We start from the raw sequence: 22,075 nt of genomic DNA on the forward strand, positions 1-22,075 counted from the left end.
ATAGAGCGCCTCGATGCTCATGGAAGCTTCCGATCCGTTTCTCTTTCGGCTGGCGGTGTTCGCACTGGCCGTATTTGCCGGTCTCGTGATCGGCGCAGGGACAAAGCGCGACTTTCGCAACACGCTCGTTCTGGCTGCGGGACTTCTCGCGGCGGCGTTGGCGGCGGCCTCGGTGTATGCCACGGGCAGGCTGCCGAGTGGCATGGGCCGTACGATTGCCTTTGTAGCTCTTACTCTTTCATCGGCCGGGCTTGTGTCCGGCCTTATTCTTGCCTGGCGCACCGGCTCGGGATTTTCAACCGACGACAAGGGTGGGCGCAATGGGTAGTGGCATGGCCGCGGTGGCGGAGCTTGCGGCGATTGCGTTCCTCATTTTTTCCATCGGTCGTGCTAACAGGTCGCACTCCCCTGGGAAGGCTGATTTCTGGCTCGTTGGTTTTGCGCTGACACTATGCGTCATGATCGGCCTTATGGCGGCGGAGCCGACGTTTGGCGGCTGGCTGATCGGTTTTCTCGCGCTCGCCGTGGGCGGTAGCCTCGGTGGCTGGCTTGCGCTGGCAACGCCGTCGAAAAAAATAGCGCAGTTGGTTGCCGGCCTGCTGGCCCTGCATGGACTGGTCGCGGTTTTGCTGTCGTTTTCCGTGGTGACTACCGGTCCGCAATTCTGGGATGACCGCATGATCGCCACCGAGTTCGAGCGCTCGCTCGGCACGGCCGTCGCCACCCTTTTTGGCGCTGCCGCATTTGGCGGAGGCATGTCGCTGGTGTTTCGTCGGCTGAGGTTCGGTCTGTCGAGGCGACTTCATTCGCTTGAGCCGTTCCGGCTGGTCTTGGTCGGTTTGGCCGCGGTTGCGTTGGTGTTGTTTGCAGTCTGGCTGGTGCCCGGCTTTTTCCTGCTGACCGCCATGCTTTCAACCGCAACGGGGATTGTCATGGTGCTGTCTGCCGACGACCGCAAGCTGCCTCTTGCGGCTGTCGTGCTCACGGCCTTTGGTGGGCTCGCGACGGCGGCCATAGGCTTTGCTTTTGCCAGCATCGCGCTGATCGTTGCGGGTGGCTGGGCTGGGGCGATCATGATCGCCCGTTACCGGACGATGTGCCGCGAACACTCGCTTGGCCCCTTCTGCCTTATCGTCGAATAGGCCTCGGGATAGCAGTCCTTCCGATAAGCTCAGGCCGCGATAAGGCCCGTGGCACTAATATGAAAAAAGCGCTGCGGTCGGGTTCCGCAACGCTTGTTTTTGTCTGCCATTTTCTCAACGGCAAGCCTGTCTCTTGACCTGTTGGGAAGATCAGACGCCGCGGGTGCGAGCGAGGCCCTGCTTGGCAGGTGCGTATTTCGGGTCAAGCTGGAGCGCGTGCGAATAGGACTTGGCAGCGCGTGCCTTGTCGCCGCGGCGCTCGTAGATCAGCGCCTGGTTGGCCCAGGATTCGGCAATCCGGCCGTTCAGCTCAATCGCGTGGTTGAAGTCGGCAAATGCGTTTTCGTCGTCGTTCAGGGCAACATAGGATACACCGCGACCATTATACGGCTCAGGCGAGCTGGGCGAGAGCGAGATAGCCTTCGAGAAGTCGTCGATCGCCTTGTCGTGCTGGCCGCGCACCTGATAGATCAGGCCGCGATTATGGTAGGCGCGACCATCCGTGGTGTCGAGCTGGATGGCGCGGTTGAAATCGCTGAAGGCCTCATCGATGCGGCCAGCCTGGCGGTAGATGTTGCCGCGGCCGATATATGCGACGTCGTAGTTCGCATTGATCTTGAGAGCGGCGTTATAGTCCGCTGCCGCTTCGACTGGCTTGCCCATATTGCGATAGACCAGCGCGCGGTTGGCGTAGGCCTGATAGAAGTTGGGGTTCAGTTGCAATGCGACATTGAAGTCGGCCAGCGCCTTGCTGAACTGGCCGGCACGACCGTAAGCCGATCCGCGGACATTGTAGCCTTCCGGATCGTTCGGATTGCTGCTGATGACCTGTGAGAGCGAGGCGATATTTTCCTGTGAGCCCTGGTCGCGGTCGATCTTGATCATGTCCGACGTTTCGGTCGTCTGGCACCCTGCAAGGCCAAGAGCCGTGATCATTGCAACGGCAAGGCCACCGCGCCGAAGGCTGCGGGCGGAAAGGGTTTCGAGAGACTGAGAAAGAAGTTGTACGGTCATGACTGCCATCGTTCGGACGCACCGTCCGCATCAGAGTCTGGGCGGGGCAGCACGTGGAGCTGAATATCAAAAGAGCGGCGGCGAACCCTTCGCCCCCGCCCTTAGATCATCGGAAAACGTCCAAAAAACGACCGATCAACGGCCAGGACGTGCCGCAATGAGACCTTCGCGCTGGGCGCGCTTACGAGCCAGCTTTCGAACGCGGCGAACGGCTTCGGCCTTTTCGCGGGCGCGCTTCTGCGAGGGCTTCTCGTAGTAATCGCGCATCTTCATTTCGCGGAAAATGCCTTCGCGCTGCATCTTCTTCTTGAGAGCGCGGAGCGCCTGATCAACGTTGTTGTCGCGGACAAGTACCTGCACGTCTATCCCGTTCCTTAGGTTTTGAGTTGGCAAACCGCCGATATCCGAGTCGACGGAAATAGTATAGCTTCGCTCAGCCCGAAGGCCGTCGATTGGGGACGCCAATTATCAGATCACTTCATGGAAGTCCATATGGAGACTGCAACCCCTTTGCAGAAAAAAGTTTGCAGCGCTTGAGGATAAGTCGGGCGTGTCGAAAGCCGGTCGTCAATGCGTCGCAAAATGACCGTCATGACGCATATTGATTTGCGACTTGTTTGGTCCTACCCAATTGCCTGAACCTACAGGAGTTTGAGGCGAATGCGCAAATATTCGGTCTTTGCCGTAGCACGCGAGGCGCTCCGTGCCCACAAGGGCTGGGAGGCCCAGTGGGTCTCTCCCGAGCCGCGCCAGTCCTATGACGTCATCATCATCGGCGGGGGCGGCCACGGTCTCGGCGCAGCCTATTACCTTGCCAAGGAGCATGGCATCACCAATGTCGCGGTGATCGAAAAGGGCTGGCTCGGCGGCGGCAATACCGGCCGAAACACCACGATCATCCGGTCCAACTATCTCTATGAAGAGAGCATGGACATTTTCGAGCACTCGCTGAAGCTCTGGGAAGGGTTGAGCCAGGAGCTCAACTATAACGTCATGTATTCGCCGCGCGGTGTTCTGATGCTGTCGCATAACGTTCATGACATGCAGTCCTTCAAACGCCACATCAATGCCAACAATCTCTATGGCATCGATAACGAGTGGCTGACGCCGGAGCAGGCGAGGGATTTCTGCCCGCCGCTCGACATTTCCAAGACGGCGCGCTTCCCGATCAACGGTGCAGCGCTCCAGCGCCGCGGCGGCACGGCTCGTCACGATGCGGTGGCATGGGGTTACGCCCGTGCGGCTTCCGACCGTGGCGTCCACATCATCCAGAACACCGAGGTCACCGGCATCCGTCGTGGTCCAAACGGCGAGGTGACTGGTGTCGAAACGACGCGCGGTTTCATCGGCGCGAAGAAGATCGGTGTTTCGGCTTCGGGTCACAATACGGTCGTCATGGCGATGGCCGATGTTCGCGTGCCGCTCATGAGCCAGCCGCTACAGGCTCTGGTGTCAGAACCGATGAAGCCGATCTTTCCCTGCGTGGTCATGTCCAACACGGTTCATGCCTATATCTCGCAGTCGGACAAGGGCGAGTTCGTCATCGGCGCTGGTACAGACCAGTACAATTCCTATTCGCAGACCGGCGGCCTGCAGATCATCACGCACACGCTGGATGCCATCTGCGAGCTCTTCCCGATGTTCCGTCGCGTCAAGATGATGCGTCAGTGGGGCGGTATCACCGACAACACGTCCGACCGTTCGCCGATCCAGAGCGTGACGCCGGTTCCCGGCCTATTCGTCAACTGCGGCTGGGGTACCGGCGGCTTCAAGGCTACGCCGGGCTCGGCGAACCTCTTCGCCCATCTGATCGCCCGGGGCGAGCCGCATCGCCTTGCCGCAGGCCTGACGCTCGACCGTTTCCGCACCGGCCGTCTGATTGACGAGGCGGCAGCGGCCGCCGTGGCGCACTGATTTCTAGGGATCACTCATCATGCTGATCATCAAATGCCCATACTGCGAAGAAGAGCGTTCCGAGCTCGAGTTTCGCTCCGCCGGCGAGGCGCATATCGTCCGCCCGGCCAATATCGCTGACATTTCCGATGAGGAATTCGCTGAATTCTTCTTTTTCCGGGACAATCCGAAGGGTCTCATCTTCGAACGCTGGCGCCATATCAGCGGCTGTGGCCGTTTCTTCAACGCGGTTCGCGACACCGTCAGCGACAAGATCCACCTGACCTACAAGGCCGGTGAGCCGAAGCCGGATGTTTCCGCCTTCCTCCCGTCCGCCGACCAGAAGGGAGCGTCGAAATGAGCGGCGCCAATCGTATCGCCGGCAAGGGCCGCCTGACGCCCGCCCGCACCGCACGTTTCACCATCGACGGCCGCAGCCTGACTGCTTACGAGGGCGATACCGTCGCTTCGGCGATGCTCGCCAACGGCATGCACCTCGCCGGACGTTCGTTCAAGTATCACCGCCCGCGCGGCATTCTGACCGCCGGTCCGGAAGAGCCGAACGCGTTGCTCGATATTTCCCGTGACGCTGCCCGTCGGCAGCCGAACGTCCGCGCCACCGTGCAGGAAGTGTTCGACGGCATGAAGGTCGAGACGCAGAACCGCTGGCCGTCGCTGTCGCTCGACATTGGCGAGATCAACGATTTCTTCTCGCCCTTCTTCGCAGCCGGCTTTTACTACAAGACCTTCATGTGGCCGAAAAGCTTCTGGCACTCGGTCTACGAGCCCTTTATCCGTCGTGCTGCCGGTCTCGGCGTCGCGCCTAAGGAAGAAGATCCCGATCATTATTCCACCCGTTACGTGCATTGCGATATCCTTGTCGTCGGTGGCGGAGCGGCAGGTCTTTCCGCTGCGGCTGCCGCTGCTGAGACCGGCGCGAAGGTCATTCTCTGTGACGAGCAGCCGGAAGTCGGCGGCGCCTTCCATTATGACACCGGCGCAACCGTCGACGGCCAGAACGGCTATGACTGGGCTCAGGCGACGGCGGCGCGGCTGAAGGCCATGCCGAACGTTCAGGTTCTGACCCGTACGACGGCCTTCGGTTACTACAACCACAATTTCGTCGGTCTGGTCGAGCGCGTCACCGATCATATCGCCAAGCCGTTGAAGACTGCGCCGCGCGAACGGCTCTGGCAGGTTCGGGCGAAGAAGGTGGTCCTCGCTACCGGTTCCATCGAACGCCACATGGTCTTCGCGAACAACGACCGCCCCGGCATCATGCTGGCTTCGGCCGCTCGAACTTACCTTAACCACTACGGCGTCGCCGTGGGTGCGAAGGTCGGCGTCTATGCCGCACACGACTCTGCCTATGAAACCGCGATCGACCTGCGCAAGGCGGGCGTGACCGTCGCTGCGATCGTCGATTGCCGCGAAAAGCCCGGCGAGAAGGTTCTGACGGAAGCCCGTTCGCTCGGCATCGAGGTGCTGACCGGCCACTACGTCGCCGACACTTCCGGCCGCCTGCGCGTCCGCTCCATGTCGGTCAAGCGCAATGGCGGCGGTTCCGCCCGCAAGATCGAGGTCGATGCATTGATCGTTTCGGCCGGCTGGACGCCTTCGGTTCACCTGTTCTCGCAGTCGCGCGGCAAGCTGAAGTTCGATGCGATCAACGATCGCTTCCTGCCGGACGTCTACGTTCAGGACAGCATCTGCATCGGTACCTGCAACGGTGTCGACGATCTGCAGGCGATCCTCGATGAGGGCTCGGCCGCAGGCGCTGCGATGGCCAAGGCCGCCGGCGCTGCCGGTTCGGCTCCGCAGGCTCCCACCGGGGTCAACGCTTACGGCTGGACCGGCGGGATGATCGGCGCGGCGGAAGGTGCGGGACGCGACAGCAACGTCAAGGCGTTCATCGACTTCCAGCACGACGTCTGTGCCAAGGACATCCGCCTTGCCGTTCGCGAAGGCATGCACTCGATCGAGCACATCAAGCGCTTCACCACTAACGGCATGGCTTCGGATCAGGGCAAGCTTTCCAACATGCATGGCCTTGCCATCGCTGCGGAAATGCTCGGCAAGGAAATCCCGAAGGTCGGTCTCACCACCTTCCGCGCGCCCTATACGCCGGTGACCTTCGGTACGCTGATCAACCATTCGCGTGGCGACCTGTTCGACCCCACCCGCAAGACGCCGATGCACGATCTCGAAACGTCGCTCGGCGCCGAATTCGAGGATGTCGGCAACTGGAAGCGCGCCTGGTACTATCCGCGTCCGGGTGAAGACATGCATGCCGCGGTCAACCGCGAGTGCAAGACGGTTCGCGAGACTGCCGGTGTGTTCAACGCGACCACGCTCGGCAAGATCGAGGTTGTTGGCCCAGATGCGGCCGAGTTCCTGAACCTGATGTACACCAACGCCTGGGATACGCTGAAGCCCGGCAAGTGCCGCTACGGCATCATGACCCGCGACGACGGCTTCGTTTATGACGACGGTGTCGTCGGCCGTCTCGCGGAAGACCGCTTCCATGTGACGACCACGACCGGCGGTGCGCCGCGCGTGCTGAACCACATGGAAGATTATCTGCAGACCGAATTCCCGCATCTCAAGGTGTGGCTGACGTCGGCGACCGAGCAGTGGGCGGTCATCGCCGTTCAGGGCCCGAAGGCGCGCGACATCATCGCACCCTTTGTCGAAGGCATCGACATCTCGAACGAGGCCTTCCCGCACATGAGCATTGCCGAGGGCAAGTTCTGCGGCGTTCCGACCCGTCTCTTCCGTGTGTCGTTCACCGGCGAAGTCGGCTTCGAAATCAACGTTCCGGCCGATTACGGCTCGGCCGTGTTCGAGGCGATCTGGAAGCGTGCGGAAAGCCTCGGCGCCTGCCTCTATGGCACCGAGACCATGCACGTCCTGCGCGCCGAAAAGGGTTACCTCATCGTCGGCCAGGATACCGATGGTACGGTCACGCCTGACGATGCCGGCTATGGCTGGGCGGTCTCCAAGAAGAAGAAGGACTTCGTCGGTATTCGCGGCCTCAAGCGTCCCGACCTCGTCAAGACGGGCCGCAAACAGCTCGTCGGCCTTCTGACCAAGGATCCGAAGGAAGTGCTGGAGGAGGGTGGCCAGATCGTCGCCAATCCGAACCAGCCGAAGCCGATGACCATGCTCGGTCACGTCACATCGTCCTACTGGTCGGAAAATCTCGGCCGTTCGATCGCGCTTGCCGTCGTCGTCGACGGTCGCGCCAGGAAGGGCGAAACGCTCTACGTGCCGATGAAGGACAAGACCATCGCGGTCGAAGTGACCGACACGGTATTCTTTGACAAGGAAGGGGGACGCATCAATGGCTGATGCTACCGTCGCTGAACGCAAGACCGTTCTTACCGGCTTCCATGGCGGTTCGCCTCTGGTCAAGCTGACGCCTGCCGAACCTGCCGCCCGCGTTTCGCTCCGGGCCGGCCCGGACGAAGTGGCGGCTCTCTCCAAGAGCCTCGGCGTCAAGCTGCCGGTCAAGCCGAAGACATCCGCCTCCGCCAAGGGGCGGCTCGCCTTCTGGCTCGGTCCGGACGAATGGCTGCTGATCGACGAGAAGGGTAACGACCTGATGGCCGATTGCGTGGCTTCGGGCGTGGTTCACTCGGCGACCGATGTCTCTCATCGCAACACGGCGATCGTTGTCTCCGGCAAGGGCGCGGTGAACGCGCTCAATGCCGGCTGCCCGCAGGATCTCTCGCTTTCGGTCTTCCCGGTCGGGGCGGTCAGCCGCACGGTGTTCGGTAAGATCGAGATCGTGCTTTACCGGGTCGACGAGGAGACTTTCCGCGTCGAGTGCTGGCGGTCCTTTGCGGAATATGCCTTCGGCCTGCTGGCCGAAGCTGCCGACGACGCAGCTTGACCAACTAACAAACTGACAAACTTTCTGGCTGGCCGGGGATCTACAGGAGACCCGGCCAGCCTTTCCATTTAATCCAGCGGCCGTGAAAATCGGCGCGACCGATTTCGTGTTTTTCGCCGTCCGGCCAGACCTGCAATGTCATGGCCGCTCCGTCCGGTTTGCCATCGGCTTCCATCTGCAAGCGCGCGACAGGCGAATCGATGGTGGCGCGGGAACCGGCGTTCGCGATCAGCTCTTCTCCTAGGCTTTTCAGCTCTTCCGGCAGATATTGCCAGGCAATCGTGTGATAGACGACATGAACCGCGCCGGGGCGGGAGGTCGCGAGCCGCCTTTCCAGCCATTCGATCGCATCGGACCTTTCTACGGCGAGACGATTTTCGACGGCGATTTCGAGCGCATGGCGGGTGCGTTCCAGACGGTCGCTCTGGTCGGCCCAGATGTAGGACATCAGCCGAAGCCGGTCTTCGGGCGAGGTCGGGTCGAGCGGATTGAGGTCGCAGCCGGATCGTTCCGCGACATGGATTATGGCCGGGGGAGGGGGCGGCCCCTGCCATTCCGGCTTAAGGGACACGGGTGATTCCGGTCCCCAGGTGAACTCGCCAAGGCGATAGGAATAACGATCCCATTGCAGGTTGAGGCCGGCGCTTGCGCCGACTTCGGACAAAACGAGCGGCCTGCCGAACAGTCGCGCAATCGTCAGGAAGCCCGGCAGAAGGGCCGCCGAGCGCCGAACTTCGTTGGTTTGCGGCGCGGAGCGAAGGCGTTCCAGAATGAATGCCTCGTCGCGCTGAAAGGCTGCCTTGCAGGCTTGCCACAGGGTCTCGTCGTCAACGGTGTTGGGCGGATAGGCCGCGGCGAGGGAGGAGTCCAAACCGGAGAGCACCAGCGCGTGAAGGGACCCCGCGAGACGCAGCGCGAGAGCATCGCGGGTGCCAGTCGGGTCGCCCTGCCAGTTCAGGATGCATCCTCCGACCTCGGTATCGTCATCCAGCCTTTCAGCCACCAGAGTGCAGAGTCGCGCGGTGAAGGGAGAGCCGAGATCGTTGCACGCGCTTGCCTGTCGCAGGAAGGACTGAAGAACGATATCGGTCTCTGCCATTGTCAAACTCCTTCGGGACGATCCTTCGGGTCGAATTGAACGATGGTGATCCATGTGGCGGTCAGCGCTGGCTTCTTCTCGCCCTCGATCTCGATGCTGACATCATAGGTGGTCATCACCATGCCGGCGCCGCGGAAGCGGGCTTCGGATAGCACGAAGTGGCCGCGGATGCGCTTGTCGCAGCGGACCGGCGACATGAAGCGGATCTTGTCGAAGCCGTAGTTGATGCCCATTGTCTGCTCGCGGATCTTCGGCAGGCAGTCGTAGTTCATCGCCGAAAGCAGCGAAAGCGTCAGGAAGCCATGGGCGATGGTGCCGCCGAACGAGGTCTCGGCGGCCGCGCGCACGGGATCGACATGGATGAACTGATGGTCGTTGGTCGCGCCGGCAAAGGCGTCGATCATCGTCTGGTCTACTGTGATCCAGCTCGAAAGCCCGATCTCCTCTCCGACCAGGCCGGGGATCTCCGACAGTGAAATCTCAACGGGCACGAGAACCTCATCGAATTGGCAAATCAGAATGCTTACAGCGGCTTGGCAGGCGTACTACCATGGCCTTGGAGTACATGGACAGAATAATCAGGGCTCGAGGTAAAACTCTACCGATCGCGGTTTCAAGTGGATCAAGGGGGTGCTACGGCCTGATGACAGCTTACGCCATTTCCGGCCGGCGGCGGGCTGCAGGACGAAATCCTGTGTCAAATGCGAACGATTGAAGAGGATCGCAAGGCGAACTTCCGCGTTGAGCTTCCGGTCCCAGCTGGTGAGGATCATGCCGAACGCGGCGCCATCAGGCTCCTCCCAGTCTTCAACGGTCATCGGGACGCCCCTTGCCGAGATCCAGGCGACGTCGCCACCGCCGTTGAAGAACTCGGTCTGCGAGAATATCGAGAAGCGCTTGCGCATGGCAGACAGCGCGACCGTCGCCTCCAGCAGTTCCTCGTCCAGCCCTTCCCAGTTCAGCCAGGTCATTTCATTGTCCTGACAATAGGCGTTGTTGTTGCCGTGCTGGGTGCGGCCGAACTCGTCGCCTGCCGTCAGCATGATCGCGCCGCGGCTGGCAAAGAGGGTGGACAGAAGAGCGATAACGTCCTGCCGGCGCTGGCGGCGAACCGTCCGGTTATGGGTTTCGCCCTCCACGCCGTTGTTCCAGGAATAGTTCTCGTCGTGGCCGTCGCGGTTGTTCTCTCCGTTTTTACCGTTGCGCTTGTGGCTGTGAGAGACGAGGTCGAACAGGGTGAAGCCGTCATGGGCGGCAATGAAGTTGACGCTGCGGGTGGTCGTTGCTCCATCCCGGGCGAATACGTCGGAAGAGCCGGCAAGTGCTGTCGCGAGCGTGCCGGTCATATGCGCATCGCCGCGCCAGTAACGCCGGATATTGTCTCGCGCGCGGTCGTTCCATTCGAGATAGGGCGGCGGGAAATTGCCGAGCTGATAACCGCCGGGACCGATGTCCCAGGGTTCGGCGATCATCACCCGATCTTCCAGAATGTCATCCTGCAGGATCGCCTGCAGCGTTCTCGAGTTCGAATGAAAACCGCTCAGCGAGCGTCCGAGGATAGGCGCGAGATCGAAGCGGAAGCCGTCGATGCCGGCGTGAAGCACGAAATGACGCAAGGTACTGACGATCAGCTGGCGGACGTGCGGATGATCGCAGGCCAGCGTGTTGCCGGTGCCGGTGTCGTTCACCAGAACGCCTGGATTGTCGGAGAGATGGCGGTAGAAGGAGAGGTTGTCGAGCCCGCGCAGCGAAAGCGTGGTGCCGAGCCGGTCGCTCTCGCCGGTGTGGTTGAAGACCAGATCGAGAATGACGCCGATCCCTGCGGCATGCAGCGCGGCGACGGTATCGCGCAGTTCGGCGACGCCACCGGGCACGATGCGGGGATCGAGCGCCATGAAGGCGACCGGATTGTAGCCCCAGCCATTGCTCAGGCCGAGCGGCGGCAGATGCCTTTCATCGATCCAGGCGACGATCGGCATCAGTTCGACTGCATCGACACCGAGCCGCTTCAGATGATCGATCACCGCGGGATGGGCGAGCGCCGCGACGGTACCACGCAGGTTCTTCGGCATATCTGGATGGCGGATCGTGAAGGGCTTGACCGCGACCTCGTAGATGAAACCGCCCTTGGGCATGAGCGGCATCATCGGCCGGGCCAGCCGGTCACGCGTCACCACAGATTTCGGAACGATCGGGGCGGTATCGACGCCATAGGTCGAGAGCCTGATATCGTGGACGAAGGGCCGGTCCAGCTCCTTGGCGTAAGGGTCGACCAGCAGCTTGGACGGATCGAACCACCAGCCATGGTCCGGGGCGTAATGCCCATGGGCGCGATAGCCGTAATGAGCGCCTTCCGTCACACCCTCGACGTGGAGGCGATACACGTCGCCTTCACCACGCGTCATGGGAAGGCGGCAGATTTCTCCGCCGCCATTGATGTCATAAAGGCAGAGATCGATCTGCTCGGCATGGCGGGACCAGACGGCGAAATCCGCGCCTGTGTCGGTGAGGATCACTCCGCCATGCCGGCTTTCGATCGGGTTCATGGAGCCGCCGCGATCACGTGATGACGGTCGGCGCATCGCGACCGGTACGGCTGCTGATCTCGGCAATGCTTTCGGCTGCGGCGATCAGGTCGGCCAGGGCGGACTGCGTCTCGAGATCGTGGCGGTTTGCGTCCGGCTCGTAGCGTTCGATGTAGACGCGCAAAGTCGCGCCCGAGGTGCCGGTGCCGGAGAGACGGAAGACGATGCGCGAGCCGCCTTCGAAGAAGATGCGGATGCCCTGGCTCTTGCTGACCGACTGGTCGATCGGATCGTGATAGGCGAAATCGTCGGCAGCGCTGACCACGAGGTCGCCGAACTTCGCGCCGGGCAGGGTGGCGAGCTTGGCTCGCAGGGTGTCGACCAGACCGTTGGCGGCGTCGGCGTCGACGGCTTCGTAGTCGTGGCGCGAATAGTAGTTGCGGCCATAGGTCGCCCAGTGCTGGGAAACGATGTCCTGCATGCTTTCACCACGCACGGCGAGAATGTTCAGCCAGAGCAGAACCGCCCAGAGGCCGTCCTTCTCGCGCACATGGTTCGAGCCGGTTCCGGCGCTTTCCTCGCCGCAGATCGTGACCTTCCCCGCGTCGAGCAGGTTGCCGAAGAATTTCCAGCCGGTGGGGGTCTCGTAGATGCCGATACCGAGCTTTTCGGCCACCTTGTCGGCGGCAGCGCTGGTCGGCATCGAGCGGGCGATGCCGGCGATCCCGCCGTTATAGCCGGGCGCCAGATGGGCGTTGGCCGCCAGAATGGCGAGGCTGTCCGAAGGGGTGACGAAGATGCCCTTGCCTATGATCAGGTTGCGGTCGCCGTCGCCGTCGGAGGCGGCGCCGAAATCAGGCGCGTCCTTGCCGCTCATCATCTCGTCATAGAGTTCCTTGGCATGGACAAGGTTCGGGTCCGGATGATGGCCGCCGAAATCCGGCAGGGGCGTGAAGTTGCGGACCGTGCCTTCGGGCGCGCGCAGGCGGCGCTCGATGATTTCCTTGGCATAGGGACCGGTCACCGCGCTCATGGCGTCGAACACCATGCGGAAGCCGAGGCCGAACAGATTGCGGATGGCGGAAAAGTCGAAAAGCTCTTCCATCAGTTCGGCATAGTCGGAGACGGGATCGATCACCTGGACCTGCATGCCGCCGACTTCAAAGGCGCCGATATTGTCGAGGTCGAGATCGTCGGCAGCGACAATGCGGTAGCTGGTGATGACCTTCGAGCGGGCGAAGATCGCATCGGTGATCTTTTCCGGCGCCGGGCCGCCATTGCCGATATTGTACTTGATCCCGAAGTCTTCGGTCGGGCCACCGGGATTGTGGCTGGCGGACAGGATGATGCCACCGAAGGCCTTGTACTTGCGGATGACGTGGGAGGCAGCGGGCGTCGATAGAATGCCGCCTTTACCGACCATGACCTTGCCGAAACCATTGGCGGCGGCCATCTTGATGACCTTCTGGATAACCTCGCGATTGTAGTAGCGGCCGTCGCCTCCGACGACCAGCGTCTTGCCCTGAAAGCCTTCCAGCGAATCGAAAATCGACTGGATGAAGTTCTCTGCATAATTTTCCTGCTGGAAGACCGGGACCTTCTTGCGCAGGCCCGAGGTGCCGGGCTTCTGGTCAGAGAAGGGCTTGGTGGCAACAGTCGATATCATGGACTTAATGGCCTTTCGAAACGAGGCGTTGATAAAGTTCGGCGTAGCGCTCGGCGCTGCGACCCCAGGAGACGTCGCTCTTCATACCCTGTTTCTGCAGCTGCGCCCATGCCTTGGGATCGCGATAGAGCCTCATCGTGCGCTGGATGGCACGGCGCAGGGCATCCGCGGTCACCGGTCCGAACTGGATTCCGGTGGCGACGCCGCCGGCAAGCGCGGCTTCATTGGCGTCGACAATGGTGTCGGCGAGGCCCCCCGTACGGGCGACCACTGGCACGCAGCCGTAGCGCAGTGCATAGAGTTGGGTCAGGCCGCAGGGTTCGAAGCGGGAAGGGATCAGGATGGCATCGGCACCTGCCTGCATCAGATGCGAGAGCGGCTCGTCGAAGCCGATGACTACGCCAACACGATTGCGATGACGCGACGCGGCGGCAAGCAGTTGTGTTTCAAGCGCGCTCTCGCCGGAGCCGAGAATGACCAGTTTTCCGCCGGCGGAGACGATGTCCTCGATCACTTCGCCCAGCAGGTCCATGCCCTTTTGCCATGTCAGTCGGGAGACGATGGAAAATATCGGGCCGTCATCATCGTCAAGGCCGAAGCGTGTGGTGAGTGCCGCGCGGTTCGCCTGCCGTTTTTTCAATGCACCCGAAGCATATGGCGTGGCGATGAGCGGATCGGTCGCGGGGTTCCAGACCTGGGCATCGATGCCGTTGACGATCCCGTAGAGATCGTCGGCACGGTTGGCGATTATGCCTTCCAGGCCCATACCGAATTCCGGCGTCAGGATTTCCTCGGCATAGGAGGGGCTGACGGTACTGAGCGCGTGGGCGGTGGAAAGACCGGATTTCAGGTAGCTCATCGTGCCGTAGTATTCGAGCGCTTCCCAATAAGCGTGGGAGGGAAGGCCGAGATAGGGGAAATAGCTGGCGGAGAACTGCCCCTGGAAGGCGATGTTGTGAATGGTGATGAGGCTCGGCAGTTCCGGCACCTCGGCATAGCGCATATAGACGGGGGTCAGCGCCGCTTGCCAGTCATGCACATGAACGAGATCAGGTTGCCAGCCGGGAAGTCCGCCCGCCGCGATTTCCGCACCCGCTTTCGAAAGCACGGCAAATCGTTTCCAGTTGTCGGGATAGTCGCGCGATGCTGGATCGACATAAGGACCGCCGGAGCGTTCGAAAAGCGTGGGCGAGTCGAGAACCAGAATATCGAGGCCTTCATGCCTGGCCTCCAGCAGAGTGGCATGTTCTCCGAGAAGATCGGTAAACTCGATCCGCTTCACGGCCTTCTTAATCGCCTTCATTACTGCCGGATAGCCGGGGATGAGTGTCCTGGTCTCGATATCATGCGCCTTCAGCGCAAGCGGCAGCGCGCCGGCAACATCTGCCAGGCCACCTGTCTTGATCAAAGGATAAAGCTCGGAGGCGACGGAGAGAACTTTCATCAGGCTCAAATATCCAGTTTGTCGATCATCGTCTGGGTAATCAGGCAGACTCCATTCTCGGAGCGACGGAACCGACGGGCGTCGATTTCCGGATCCTCCCCGACCACCAGACCTTCGGGGATCACCACCCCATGGTCGATGACCACATTGGTCAGGCGGGCGTGGCGTCCGATCTGGACCTTTGGAAGGATGACTGCGCCTTCAAGGCGGGAATAGGAATTGGCGCGCACGCCGGTAAACAGTAGGCTCCTCAACAGCGTCGAGCCGGAGATGATGCAGTCGCCGGAGACCAGCGAGGAGATCGCAGACCCGCGGCGGCCCTCGTCGTCATGCACGAATTTTGCCGGCGGCGTGATCTCGGCATAGCTCCAGATCGGCCAACTTTTGTCGTAAAGATCGAGGTCGGGAACGATGTCCGTCAGGTCGATATTGGCCTGCCAATAGGCGTCGATCGTGCCGACGTCGCGCCAGTAGGGCGTGCGTTCGAAATCGGAACGTACGCAGGAGCGGGCGAACCGGTGGGCGACTGCCTTACCGTTGGAAACGATGTAGGGAATGATATCCTTGCCGAAATCGCGGCTCGATGCAGGGTCGGCTGCGTCGCGGCGTAGGACATCCATCAGGAAACTGGTGTGAAAGACATAGATGCCCATCGAGGCAAGGGCGAAGTCCTCATTGCCCGGAATTCCCGGCGGGTCGGCCGGCTTCTCGACGAAGGCAATGATGTCGTCCTTTTCATCGACATGCATGACGCCGAAGCCCGTCGCTTCCTCGCGCGGCACTTCCAGGCAACCGATCGTCACGTCGGCGCCGGAATCGACGTGCTGCTGGAGCATCTGCTCGTAGTCCATCTTATAGATGTGGTCGCCAGCCAGGATCACCATGTATTCCGGGCCGTAGGACTCGATGATGTCGATGTTCTGATAGACGGCGTCGGCCGTGCCTTCATACCACTGGGTTTCGGACACGCGTTGCGAGGCGGGCAGGACGTCGAAGCTTTCGTTACGTTCCGGACGAAAGAAGTTCCAGCCGTGCTGCAGATGGCGGATGAGCGAATGCGCCTTGTACTGGGTGGCGACGCCGATGCGACGGATGCCGGAGTTGAGCGCGTTCGACAGCGCGAAATCGATGATGCGGGCCTTGCCGCCGAAATAGACCGCGGGCTTGGCGCGCCGGTCAGTCAGTTCCTTCAACCGGCTGCCGCGACCACCCGCGAGAACATAGGCCATGGCATCGCGCGCCAAGGGCTGGATCCGCTTTTCCGTCATTTCGTCCTCCCGCATCAATTTTCTTGTTCGAGCATGATGACGGCGAGAGGCGGCAGGGTGATGGTTGCCGTTGCGCGACCATCGGCACCGGCGCGTGCTTCTGCGCGGCCGCCATTGCCCTTGCCGCTGCCGCCATAGATCTCGGCATCGGTATTCAGGATCTCCCGCCAGCGGCCCGCAGCGGGCAGCGACACCGTGTAACGCTCGTGATAGACGGGCGTGAAGTTGCAGATGACGGCAATCGGTTTCTGGCCCGGCGCCTTGCGCAGCCAGCCAAACACCGAATTGTCGTGATCGTCGACGATCAGCCATTCGAAGCCGTCGCCCTCGCAATCACGGGCGTGAAGCGCGGGCTTGGAGCGGTAGGTGAAGTTGAGGTCGCGCACGAGACGCCGCATGCCTTCGTGGAGGGCATACTGGAGCAGGTTCCAGTCGAGCGGACGGCTTTCGCTCCATTCGCTCCACTGGGCGAATTCCTGTCCCATGAACAGCAGCTTCTTGCCGGGATAACCCCACATGAAGGCGTAGTAGCTCCTGAGATTGGCGAACTTCTGCCAGTCGTCGCCCGCCATCTTGGCGATCATCGAGCCCTTTCCATGCACGACTTCGTCATGGGAGATCGGCAGGACGAAATTCTCAGAGAAGGCATAGAGAAGACCGAAGGTGATCTCCTGATGGTGGAACTTGCGGTGCACCGGATCGCGCGAGAAATAGCTCAGCGTGTCGTGCATGAAGCCCATGTTCCACTTGAAGCCGAAACCGAGGCCGCCTTCGTGGACCGGCTGTGAAACCTTGGGCCAGGAGGTGGATTCCTCCGCGATGGTCATCACGCCCGGATGGGCGCCATACACCAGCCGGTTCATATTCTGAAGGAAGCGCACGGCTTCCAGGTTCTCGCGCCCGCCATACTCGTTGGGCACCCATTCGCCTTCCTTGCGGGAGTAGTCGAGGTAGAGCATCGAGGCGACCGCATCGACACGCAGGCCGTCCAGATGGAACTTCTCCGTCCAGTAGAGTGCATTATTGATGAGGTAGGACAGGACCTCGCTGCGGCCGAAATTGTAGATCGCCGTGTTCCAGTCCGGATGGAAGCCCTGACGAGGATCGGCATGCTCGTAAAGTGCTGTACCGTCGAACCAGCGAAGGCCGTGGGCGTCGGTTGGAAAATGGGCGGGAACCCAGTCGAGAATGATGCCGATGCCGACCTTGTGGCAGCCGTTGACAAAGCGGGCGAAACCTTCCGGCTCCCCGAAACGGGCGGTGGGCGCATAAAGCCCGGTCGTCTGATAGCCCCATGACGGATCATAGGGATGCTCGCTGATCGGCAAGAACTCGATATGGGTGAAGCCCATGTCCGAACAATAGGGGATCAGTCGGTCAGCCAGCTCATCCCAGCTCAGGAGTGAGCCGTCGTCGCGACGCTGCCAGGAGCCGGCGTGCACTTCGTAGATGCTGATCGGCTGGCGACGCTGGTCCACGCTTGCCCAATGCTGGCGATGAGCCTCGTCATCCCACTCCTGCTCCAGTTCGGGCGCGGTGATCGAGGCGTTTTTCGGGCGCAGCTCGGCACGGCGCGCATAGGGGTCGGCCTTCAGCGGCTGCAACACGCCGTCCTTGCCGATGATCTCAAATTTGTAGGCCGCTCCAGGGCGGACATCGGGGGCAAATATTTCCCATATACCGGTATCCCGGCGAAGCCGCATGACGTGTCGGCGGCCATCCCATTCGTTGAAATCGCCGACGATTGAGACGCGCTCGGCGTTTGGCGCCCACACAGCGAAATGGAAACCGTCGACGCCCTGGTGCTTCAGAGGATGGGCGCCCATTTTGTCGAACAACCTGAGATGCGAGCCTTCGCGAACGAAGTAATCGTCCATCGGCCCAAGCACAGGGCCAAAGCTATAAGGGTCCGTGACCGTCCATTCGGCATCGCCCCGGCAGGCCCTATAGCGAAGCGGATGGAAGCCGCCGACCGCCACCGGTCCGGCGAAAAATCCCGCCGGATCAATCTGGCGCAGTTCACCGAGGTCCTGGCCGTTGAGTGCCACCGCGGTGACGGTTTCTGCACCGGGGATAAAACAACGGGCGCAGAACCCCCTGTCAGTCTGATGAATACCCAGCACCGCGAAGGGATCACTGTGGACGCCTGCGATAATGGCCGCAACCTCCGAAGCCGAAGGAACCTCCGGCTGAAGGGCGTCACCGATGGTCTTCGGTGACTTCGCCATCAGGCTCTCCAGATATCGGAGTTGTACTGACGGATCGTGCGGTCGGATGAGAACCAGCCCATTCGGGCGGTGTTGCGGATGGTCTTGCCATACCAGCTAGCAGGATCCGTCCAGATCGCATCAACATCGCGCTGGGCCTTAGCGTAGGAATCGAAGTCTTCGGCGACCATGAACCAGTCGTGCTGGTAGATACCATTGATCAGGTCGGAGAAGCGATCGCGATCATCCGGTGAGAAAACGCCTGAGGCAATGGCCGAAAGGGCCTGTGACAGCTCGCGTGAACCTTCGATGGTTGCCCGCGGATTGTAACCCTCAGCACGGGCCTTGCCGACTTCTTCCGCCGTCTTGCCAAAGATCACGATGTTCTCCTCACCAACATGGTCGCGCATTTCCACATTCGCCCCGTCCAGCGTGCCGATGGTGAGCGCACCGTTTAACGCGAACTTCATGTTGCCGGTTCCCGAGGCTTCCATGCCGGCCGTCGAAATTTGTTCGGAAAGATCGGCCGCCGGTACCATGACCTCGGCCAGCGAGACATTGTAGTTCGGAATGAAGACGACCTTCAGCAGGCCTCGAACGGAGGGGTCGTTGTTCACAACGCGGGCGACGTCGTTGGCGAGCTTGATGATGAGCTTGGCGTTGTGATAGCTCGGCGCGGCCTTGCCGGCAAAGAGCTTGACGCGCGGTACCCAGTCCCGCTCCGGATGGGAGCGGATCTGGTCGAAGAGCGCAACTGTCTCGATGATGTTGAGAAGCTGGCGCTTGTATTCGTGGATCCGCTTGATCTGGATGTCGAACATGGCGGACGGGTCGAGGCGGATGCCCATGCGGCTGGCGACCAGATTGGCCAGACGCTCCTTGTTGGCACGCTTGACAGCGGCGAACTTCTCCTGGAACGACGCATCGTCGGCAAAGGCGTCGAGCGCCGTCAGCTTGCCGGCATCGTCGAGGAAATCGTCACCGATTGCTTCGCGCAGCAGCGACGTCAGCTGCGGATTGCACTGCATCAGCCACCGGCGCGGTGTAATGCCGTTGGTCTTGTTGTTGATGCGGTCGGGATAGAGCTTGTGAAGATCGGCGAAGACCGTTTCCTTCATCAATTCCGTGTGCAGGGCGGAAACGCCGTTGATGCTGTGCGAGCCGATGAAGGCGAGGTTGCCCATGCGCACACGCCGGTCGCCGCTCTCGTCGATCAGCGAGATACGGCGGATTTCCGGGTCGGAAAAGGACCGGTTCTTGCGAGCATCAAGCAGGATCTTGGCGTTGATGGCGTAAACCATCTGCATGTGGCGCGGCAGCAGTCGCTCGAACAGAGGGACGGGCCAGCTTTCCAATGCTTCGGGCAAAAGCGTGTGGTTTGTGTAGGAGAATGTTTTCCAAGTGATTTCCCAGGCGGTATCGAAATCGACGCCGTGAATATCGCAAAGAAGTCGCATCAGTTCCGCTACCGAAACGGCCGGATGCGTGTCGTTCAGCTGGATCGAAACCTTGTCCGGTAGCGCGGAGAGCGGATTACCCTGCTGCAAGTGCCGGCGCAGGATGTCCTGCAGCGATGCCGAACAGAAGAAATATTCCTGGCGGAGACGCAGTTCCTGACCGGCGGCGTTCGCGTCTGCCGGGTAGAGCACGCGGGTCAGCGTTTCTGCCTTGTTGCTTTCGCGAAGCGCTCCGATGTGATCGCCCGCATTGAAGGCATCGAGGAGAATGGGGTCTATCGGCTGGGCCGACCAGAGGCGAAGCGTGTTCACCCGTTCGCCGCGCCAGCCTACAACGGGCGTGTCGTAGGCCGTGGCGATGACGCGCTCGCTCGGCTTCCAGACGAAACGCGTTTCGTCGTTCTGGCCGTTGGCCGTCTCGACACCGCCGCCGAAGCCGATTTCGTAGGAGCTTTCCCGCCGTTCGAATTCCCATGGGTTGCCGTGAGCCAGCCAGGTTTCCGGCAGCTCGACCTGCCAGCCATCCGCCATCTGCTGGCGGAAGAGGCCGTGGACGTAGCGGATGCCGTAGCCATAGGCCGGGATGTCGACGGTAGCGAGCGATTCCATGAAGCAGGCGGCGAGACGACCGAGACCGCCGTTGCCCAGCGCAGCATCGGGTTCGAGGCCGGCGATGACATCGAGTTCGACGCCGAGCGATCCGAGCGCCTGGCGGATCTCGTCCATCAGGCCGAGATTGGACATGGCGTCGCGCATCAGGCGACCGATCAGGAATTCGAGCGAGAGATAATAGACACGCTTGGCGTTGTTGGCGTAGGTGGCACGGGTCGATTCCATCCACTTATCGATGATGCGATCACGCACTACGAGGATCGTTGCCGTCAGCCAGTCATGCGGTGTCGCCACCTTGGCGTCCTTGCCGATACCGTATGTCAGTCGCTCGATGATTTCGGCGGCCAGCACTTCCGGGTCGGAAACGCGTGGCTTCGGCAAGGGCAGGTCCGCTTTGCTGAGGGTCTTGATCATGATACCGCCTAAGGTTGGAGCAGCTTTACCGGGGGTGCTTCGCCGATTCTGGGAGCATCGGCGCATGGTCGATTTTCCGCAGTTTACGCACCGTTATGAAACACTTGCAACACAGGAAATCGGCAAATGCCGGATTGGTGCGCGGACTATGTGTTCTTTATAAATCGCTGAATTTTCAGGATTTATGTCACTGCGTATTTTTTAAACAAAAAAAGCCGTGGCGTTTGTCGCCACGGCGCTTTGTCTGTAGCGGTTGTGTCTCCGCCTGTCCATTAATTGGTCAGGCGTGTCGTGGCTGCTGTCGCCTTTTCGCCGATCTCCTTGAAGGCTGCAACGAGTTCGGCAGCATTCGTGGCGTCATAGTAATGCGAACTGTCGGTTGCGCAGTCTTTCAGCAGGTTCCGGCCTTGCTCGGGCGCCATGAAGGCGACGCTGTAGATCTCTACACCGCTGGTCTTGGCGCTAGCGCAGGTCGCCCTGGTGGAGGTATCGGCGTTGGAAATGTTGTTTGCGCCGTCGGTCATGAAGATGATGAACCGGGACGGGTCTTTTTGGCCGTTCTTTGTTTCGTGAGCGGTCGCCTCGCTGGCTGCTGCTACCTTAGAATAGGCGGTCTTCATGGCATTCGAAGAGTCAGTATTGCCCGATGCAGTCAGTGCATTCACATAGTTTACTGCAGTGGAGGTGCCCCATTCCAGCGTCGTGGGCGTCTGCATGGCGGAGTTGTAGGAAACCGCTGCCGTGCGCACATACATTTTGTCAGGATCGGCTAGGTTTAGCTGAGTGGACAGATCCTTAACGGCGAGTTTGAGGGCTTCGATCTTCGTGTAATACTTGGTGCAGCTTGTGGTCCGCCCGTAAGACGTGCATGTTGCCGTGTAGGATGTCGAGGTGGTATCGCCCATCGAGCCAGAACGGTCGAGGACGAGGAACATCGACAGGGCGTTCTTGCTTTCCGTCGTGCTGCGGGACGTGGCGGATACGCTGACACGCATCGATTCGTAACCGAGGAGCCGCGTTAGGGCATTCATCGCGACATCGTAATGGCCATTGAGGGTCACGTCGAAGGTCTTGCCTTGGCCTTTGCCGTTGGTGCGTTGGACGCTCGCCACCGCTCCGTCCGCAAGCTCTTCCTGTGACTTTTTCGCGGCTTCCGGATCCACCGCGGTGTCGCTGGTGCCGCTGGTGTTCATGAACTGGGCCGCCATGAACAACTTTGCCTGTTCGATGGCCTCCGCGTCTGTCATCTTGTCATTGTTTGCTAGCGCCGATGCTGCAGAAAGCGCTGCCGAGTCGGCAGCATCCTGCAGGGCTGAGCGCACTTGTATCACCTGGGTCATGTCCATCGCGAGCCCGGCGATGGCGAGCGTCACCGGCAGCAGAATCGCTGTCATCATGCCGAAATTGCCATTGCGATCTGTTGCGAACCGGCGGAAAAA

The 22,075-nt window shown here is 61.0% G+C and carries 17 protein-coding genes; 6 read left to right on the forward strand and 11 right to left on the reverse strand.

What is annotated here, in order from left to right; genetic code table 11:
• Window positions 1-13: 13 nt before the first annotated feature.
• Complete coding sequence (locus H4I99_RS08240) at window positions 14-328, forward strand: hypothetical protein (RefSeq protein ID WP_163900887.1); 315 nt, start codon at window positions 14-16, stop codon at window positions 326-328.
• Window positions 321-1,142 (forward strand): NAD(P)(+) transhydrogenase (Re/Si-specific) subunit beta, encoded by an 822-nt coding sequence (locus H4I99_RS08245; RefSeq protein WP_163900885.1) that lies wholly within the window; start codon window positions 321-323, stop codon window positions 1,140-1,142. The genes H4I99_RS08240 and H4I99_RS08245 overlap by 8 nt, the downstream gene beginning before the upstream one ends.
• A 150-nt stretch (window positions 1,143-1,292) precedes the next feature.
• Here H4I99_RS08245 and H4I99_RS08250 read toward each other — a convergent pair whose 3' ends face one another.
• On the reverse strand, window positions 1,293-2,078 hold the full coding sequence (locus H4I99_RS08250; RefSeq protein ID WP_244624997.1) for a tetratricopeptide repeat protein: 786 nt from the start codon (window positions 2,076-2,078) through the stop codon (window positions 1,293-1,295).
• Window positions 2,079-2,291: 213 nt separating this feature from the next.
• Window positions 2,292-2,516 (reverse strand): 30S ribosomal protein S21, encoded by a 225-nt coding sequence (gene rpsU, locus H4I99_RS24680; RefSeq protein WP_099058844.1) that lies wholly within the window; start codon window positions 2,514-2,516, stop codon window positions 2,292-2,294.
• Between the two features lie 300 nt (window positions 2,517-2,816).
• Here rpsU and H4I99_RS08260 point away from each other — a divergent pair, with 300 nt between their 5' ends.
• Genes H4I99_RS08260 through H4I99_RS08275 form a run of 4 tightly spaced genes read left to right on the forward strand, consistent with a single transcriptional unit; the run spans window position 2,817 to window position 7,944 of the window.
• Window positions 2,817-4,070 carry a sarcosine oxidase subunit beta family protein gene (locus H4I99_RS08260; RefSeq protein ID WP_163900881.1) on the forward strand — a complete coding sequence of 418 codons (1,254 nt, stop codon included), beginning with the start codon at window positions 2,817-2,819 and terminating at the stop codon, window positions 4,068-4,070.
• 19 nt (window positions 4,071-4,089) lie between these two features.
• Window positions 4,090-4,410 (forward strand): sarcosine oxidase subunit delta family protein, encoded by a 321-nt coding sequence (locus tag H4I99_RS08265; RefSeq protein ID WP_163900878.1) that lies wholly within the window; start codon window positions 4,090-4,092, stop codon window positions 4,408-4,410.
• Window positions 4,407-7,400: a sarcosine oxidase subunit alpha gene (locus tag H4I99_RS08270; RefSeq protein WP_163900876.1), complete on the forward strand. Its 2,994-nt coding sequence runs from the start codon at window positions 4,407-4,409 to the stop codon at window positions 7,398-7,400. Before H4I99_RS08265 ends, H4I99_RS08270 begins: the two co-directional genes overlap by 4 nt.
• Window positions 7,393-7,944 carry a sarcosine oxidase subunit gamma gene (locus H4I99_RS08275; protein ID WP_163900874.1) on the forward strand — a complete coding sequence of 184 codons (552 nt, stop codon included), beginning with the start codon at window positions 7,393-7,395 and terminating at the stop codon, window positions 7,942-7,944. The genes H4I99_RS08270 and H4I99_RS08275 overlap by 8 nt, the downstream gene beginning before the upstream one ends.
• Window positions 7,945-7,984: 40 nt before the next feature.
• Here H4I99_RS08275 and H4I99_RS08280 read toward each other — a convergent pair whose 3' ends face one another.
• The 9 genes from H4I99_RS08280 to H4I99_RS08320 all read right to left on the reverse strand — a co-directional run bounded on the left by H4I99_RS08280 (window position 7,985) and on the right by H4I99_RS08320 (window position 22,033).
• The gene (locus H4I99_RS08280) at window positions 7,985-9,043 is read right to left on the reverse strand and encodes a DUF2332 domain-containing protein (RefSeq protein WP_163900872.1); all 1,059 of its coding nucleotides are present in this window, start codon (window positions 9,041-9,043) and stop codon (window positions 7,985-7,987) included.
• 2 nt (window positions 9,044-9,045) lie between these two features.
• Window positions 9,046-9,534 carry a MaoC family dehydratase gene (locus H4I99_RS08285; protein WP_163900870.1) on the reverse strand — a complete coding sequence of 163 codons (489 nt, stop codon included), beginning with the start codon at window positions 9,532-9,534 and terminating at the stop codon, window positions 9,046-9,048.
• Window positions 9,535-9,621: 87 nt separating this feature from the next.
• On the reverse strand, window positions 9,622-11,589 hold the full coding sequence (gene glgX, locus H4I99_RS08290; RefSeq protein ID WP_163900868.1) for a glycogen debranching protein GlgX: 1,968 nt from the start codon (window positions 11,587-11,589) through the stop codon (window positions 9,622-9,624).
• Window positions 11,590-11,602: 13 nt separating this feature from the next.
• Entirely contained in the window at window positions 11,603-13,234 is a 1,632-nt protein-coding gene (locus H4I99_RS08295) for an alpha-D-glucose phosphate-specific phosphoglucomutase (protein WP_163900866.1), read from the reverse strand.
• 4 nt (window positions 13,235-13,238) lie between these two features.
• Window positions 13,239-14,678, reverse strand: a complete 1,440-nt coding sequence (glgA, locus tag H4I99_RS08300) for a glycogen synthase GlgA (RefSeq protein ID WP_163900864.1) — start codon at window positions 14,676-14,678, stop codon at window positions 13,239-13,241.
• Window positions 14,679-14,683: 5 nt separating this feature from the next.
• Complete coding sequence (gene glgC / locus H4I99_RS08305; RefSeq protein ID WP_163900862.1) at window positions 14,684-15,946, reverse strand: glucose-1-phosphate adenylyltransferase; 1,263 nt, start codon at window positions 15,944-15,946, stop codon at window positions 14,684-14,686.
• 14 nt (window positions 15,947-15,960) lie between these two features.
• A complete protein-coding gene (glgB, locus tag H4I99_RS08310; protein ID WP_163900861.1) occupies window positions 15,961-18,174 on the reverse strand; it encodes a 1,4-alpha-glucan branching protein GlgB in 2,214 nt (737 codons plus the stop codon).
• On the reverse strand, window positions 18,174-20,633 hold the full coding sequence (locus tag H4I99_RS08315; RefSeq protein WP_186663279.1) for a glycogen/starch/alpha-glucan phosphorylase: 2,460 nt from the start codon (window positions 20,631-20,633) through the stop codon (window positions 18,174-18,176). The genes glgB and H4I99_RS08315 overlap by 1 nt, the downstream gene beginning before the upstream one ends.
• A gap of 275 nt (window positions 20,634-20,908) precedes the next feature.
• On the reverse strand, window positions 20,909-22,033 hold the full coding sequence (locus H4I99_RS08320; RefSeq protein ID WP_244624981.1) for a vWA domain-containing protein: 1,125 nt from the start codon (window positions 22,031-22,033) through the stop codon (window positions 20,909-20,911).
• Window positions 22,034-22,075: the final 42 nt, after the last annotated feature.

Source organism: Paenirhizobium daejeonense, assembly GCF_014280875.1.
Taxonomy (GTDB): Bacteria; Pseudomonadota; Alphaproteobacteria; order Rhizobiales; family Rhizobiaceae; genus Allorhizobium; species Allorhizobium daejeonense.

What these genes read in the sequence shown, in the direction of transcription:
- H4I99_RS08240 (WP_163900887.1), top strand. Translation starts at nt 14, where the DNA reads ATGCTCATGGAAGCTTCCGATCCGTTTCTCTTTCGGCTGGCGGTGTTC.
- H4I99_RS08245 (WP_163900885.1), top strand. Translation starts at nt 321, where the DNA reads ATGGGTAGTGGCATGGCCGCGGTGGCGGAGCTTGCGGCGATTGCGTTC.
- H4I99_RS08250 (WP_244624997.1), bottom strand. Translation starts at nt 2,078, where the DNA reads ATGATCACGGCTCTTGGCCTTGCAGGGTGCCAGACGACCGAAACGTCG.
- H4I99_RS08260 (WP_163900881.1), top strand. Translation starts at nt 2,817, where the DNA reads ATGCGCAAATATTCGGTCTTTGCCGTAGCACGCGAGGCGCTCCGTGCC.
- H4I99_RS08265 (WP_163900878.1), top strand. Translation starts at nt 4,090, where the DNA reads ATGCTGATCATCAAATGCCCATACTGCGAAGAAGAGCGTTCCGAGCTC.
- H4I99_RS08270 (WP_163900876.1), top strand. Translation starts at nt 4,407, where the DNA reads ATGAGCGGCGCCAATCGTATCGCCGGCAAGGGCCGCCTGACGCCCGCC.
- H4I99_RS08275 (WP_163900874.1), top strand. Translation starts at nt 7,393, where the DNA reads ATGGCTGATGCTACCGTCGCTGAACGCAAGACCGTTCTTACCGGCTTC.
- H4I99_RS08280 (WP_163900872.1), bottom strand. Translation starts at nt 9,043, where the DNA reads ATGGCAGAGACCGATATCGTTCTTCAGTCCTTCCTGCGACAGGCAAGC.
- glgX (WP_163900868.1), bottom strand. Translation starts at nt 11,589, where the DNA reads ATGAACCCGATCGAAAGCCGGCATGGCGGAGTGATCCTCACCGACACA.
- H4I99_RS08295 (WP_163900866.1), bottom strand. Translation starts at nt 13,234, where the DNA reads ATGATATCGACTGTTGCCACCAAGCCCTTCTCTGACCAGAAGCCCGGC.
- glgA (WP_163900864.1), bottom strand. Translation starts at nt 14,678, where the DNA reads ATGAAAGTTCTCTCCGTCGCCTCCGAGCTTTATCCTTTGATCAAGACA.
- glgC (WP_163900862.1), bottom strand. Translation starts at nt 15,946, where the DNA reads ATGACGGAAAAGCGGATCCAGCCCTTGGCGCGCGATGCCATGGCCTAT.
- glgB (WP_163900861.1), bottom strand. Translation starts at nt 18,174, where the DNA reads ATGGCGAAGTCACCGAAGACCATCGGTGACGCCCTTCAGCCGGAGGTT.
- H4I99_RS08320 (WP_244624981.1), bottom strand. Translation starts at nt 22,033, where the DNA reads ATGATGACAGCGATTCTGCTGCCGGTGACGCTCGCCATCGCCGGGCTC.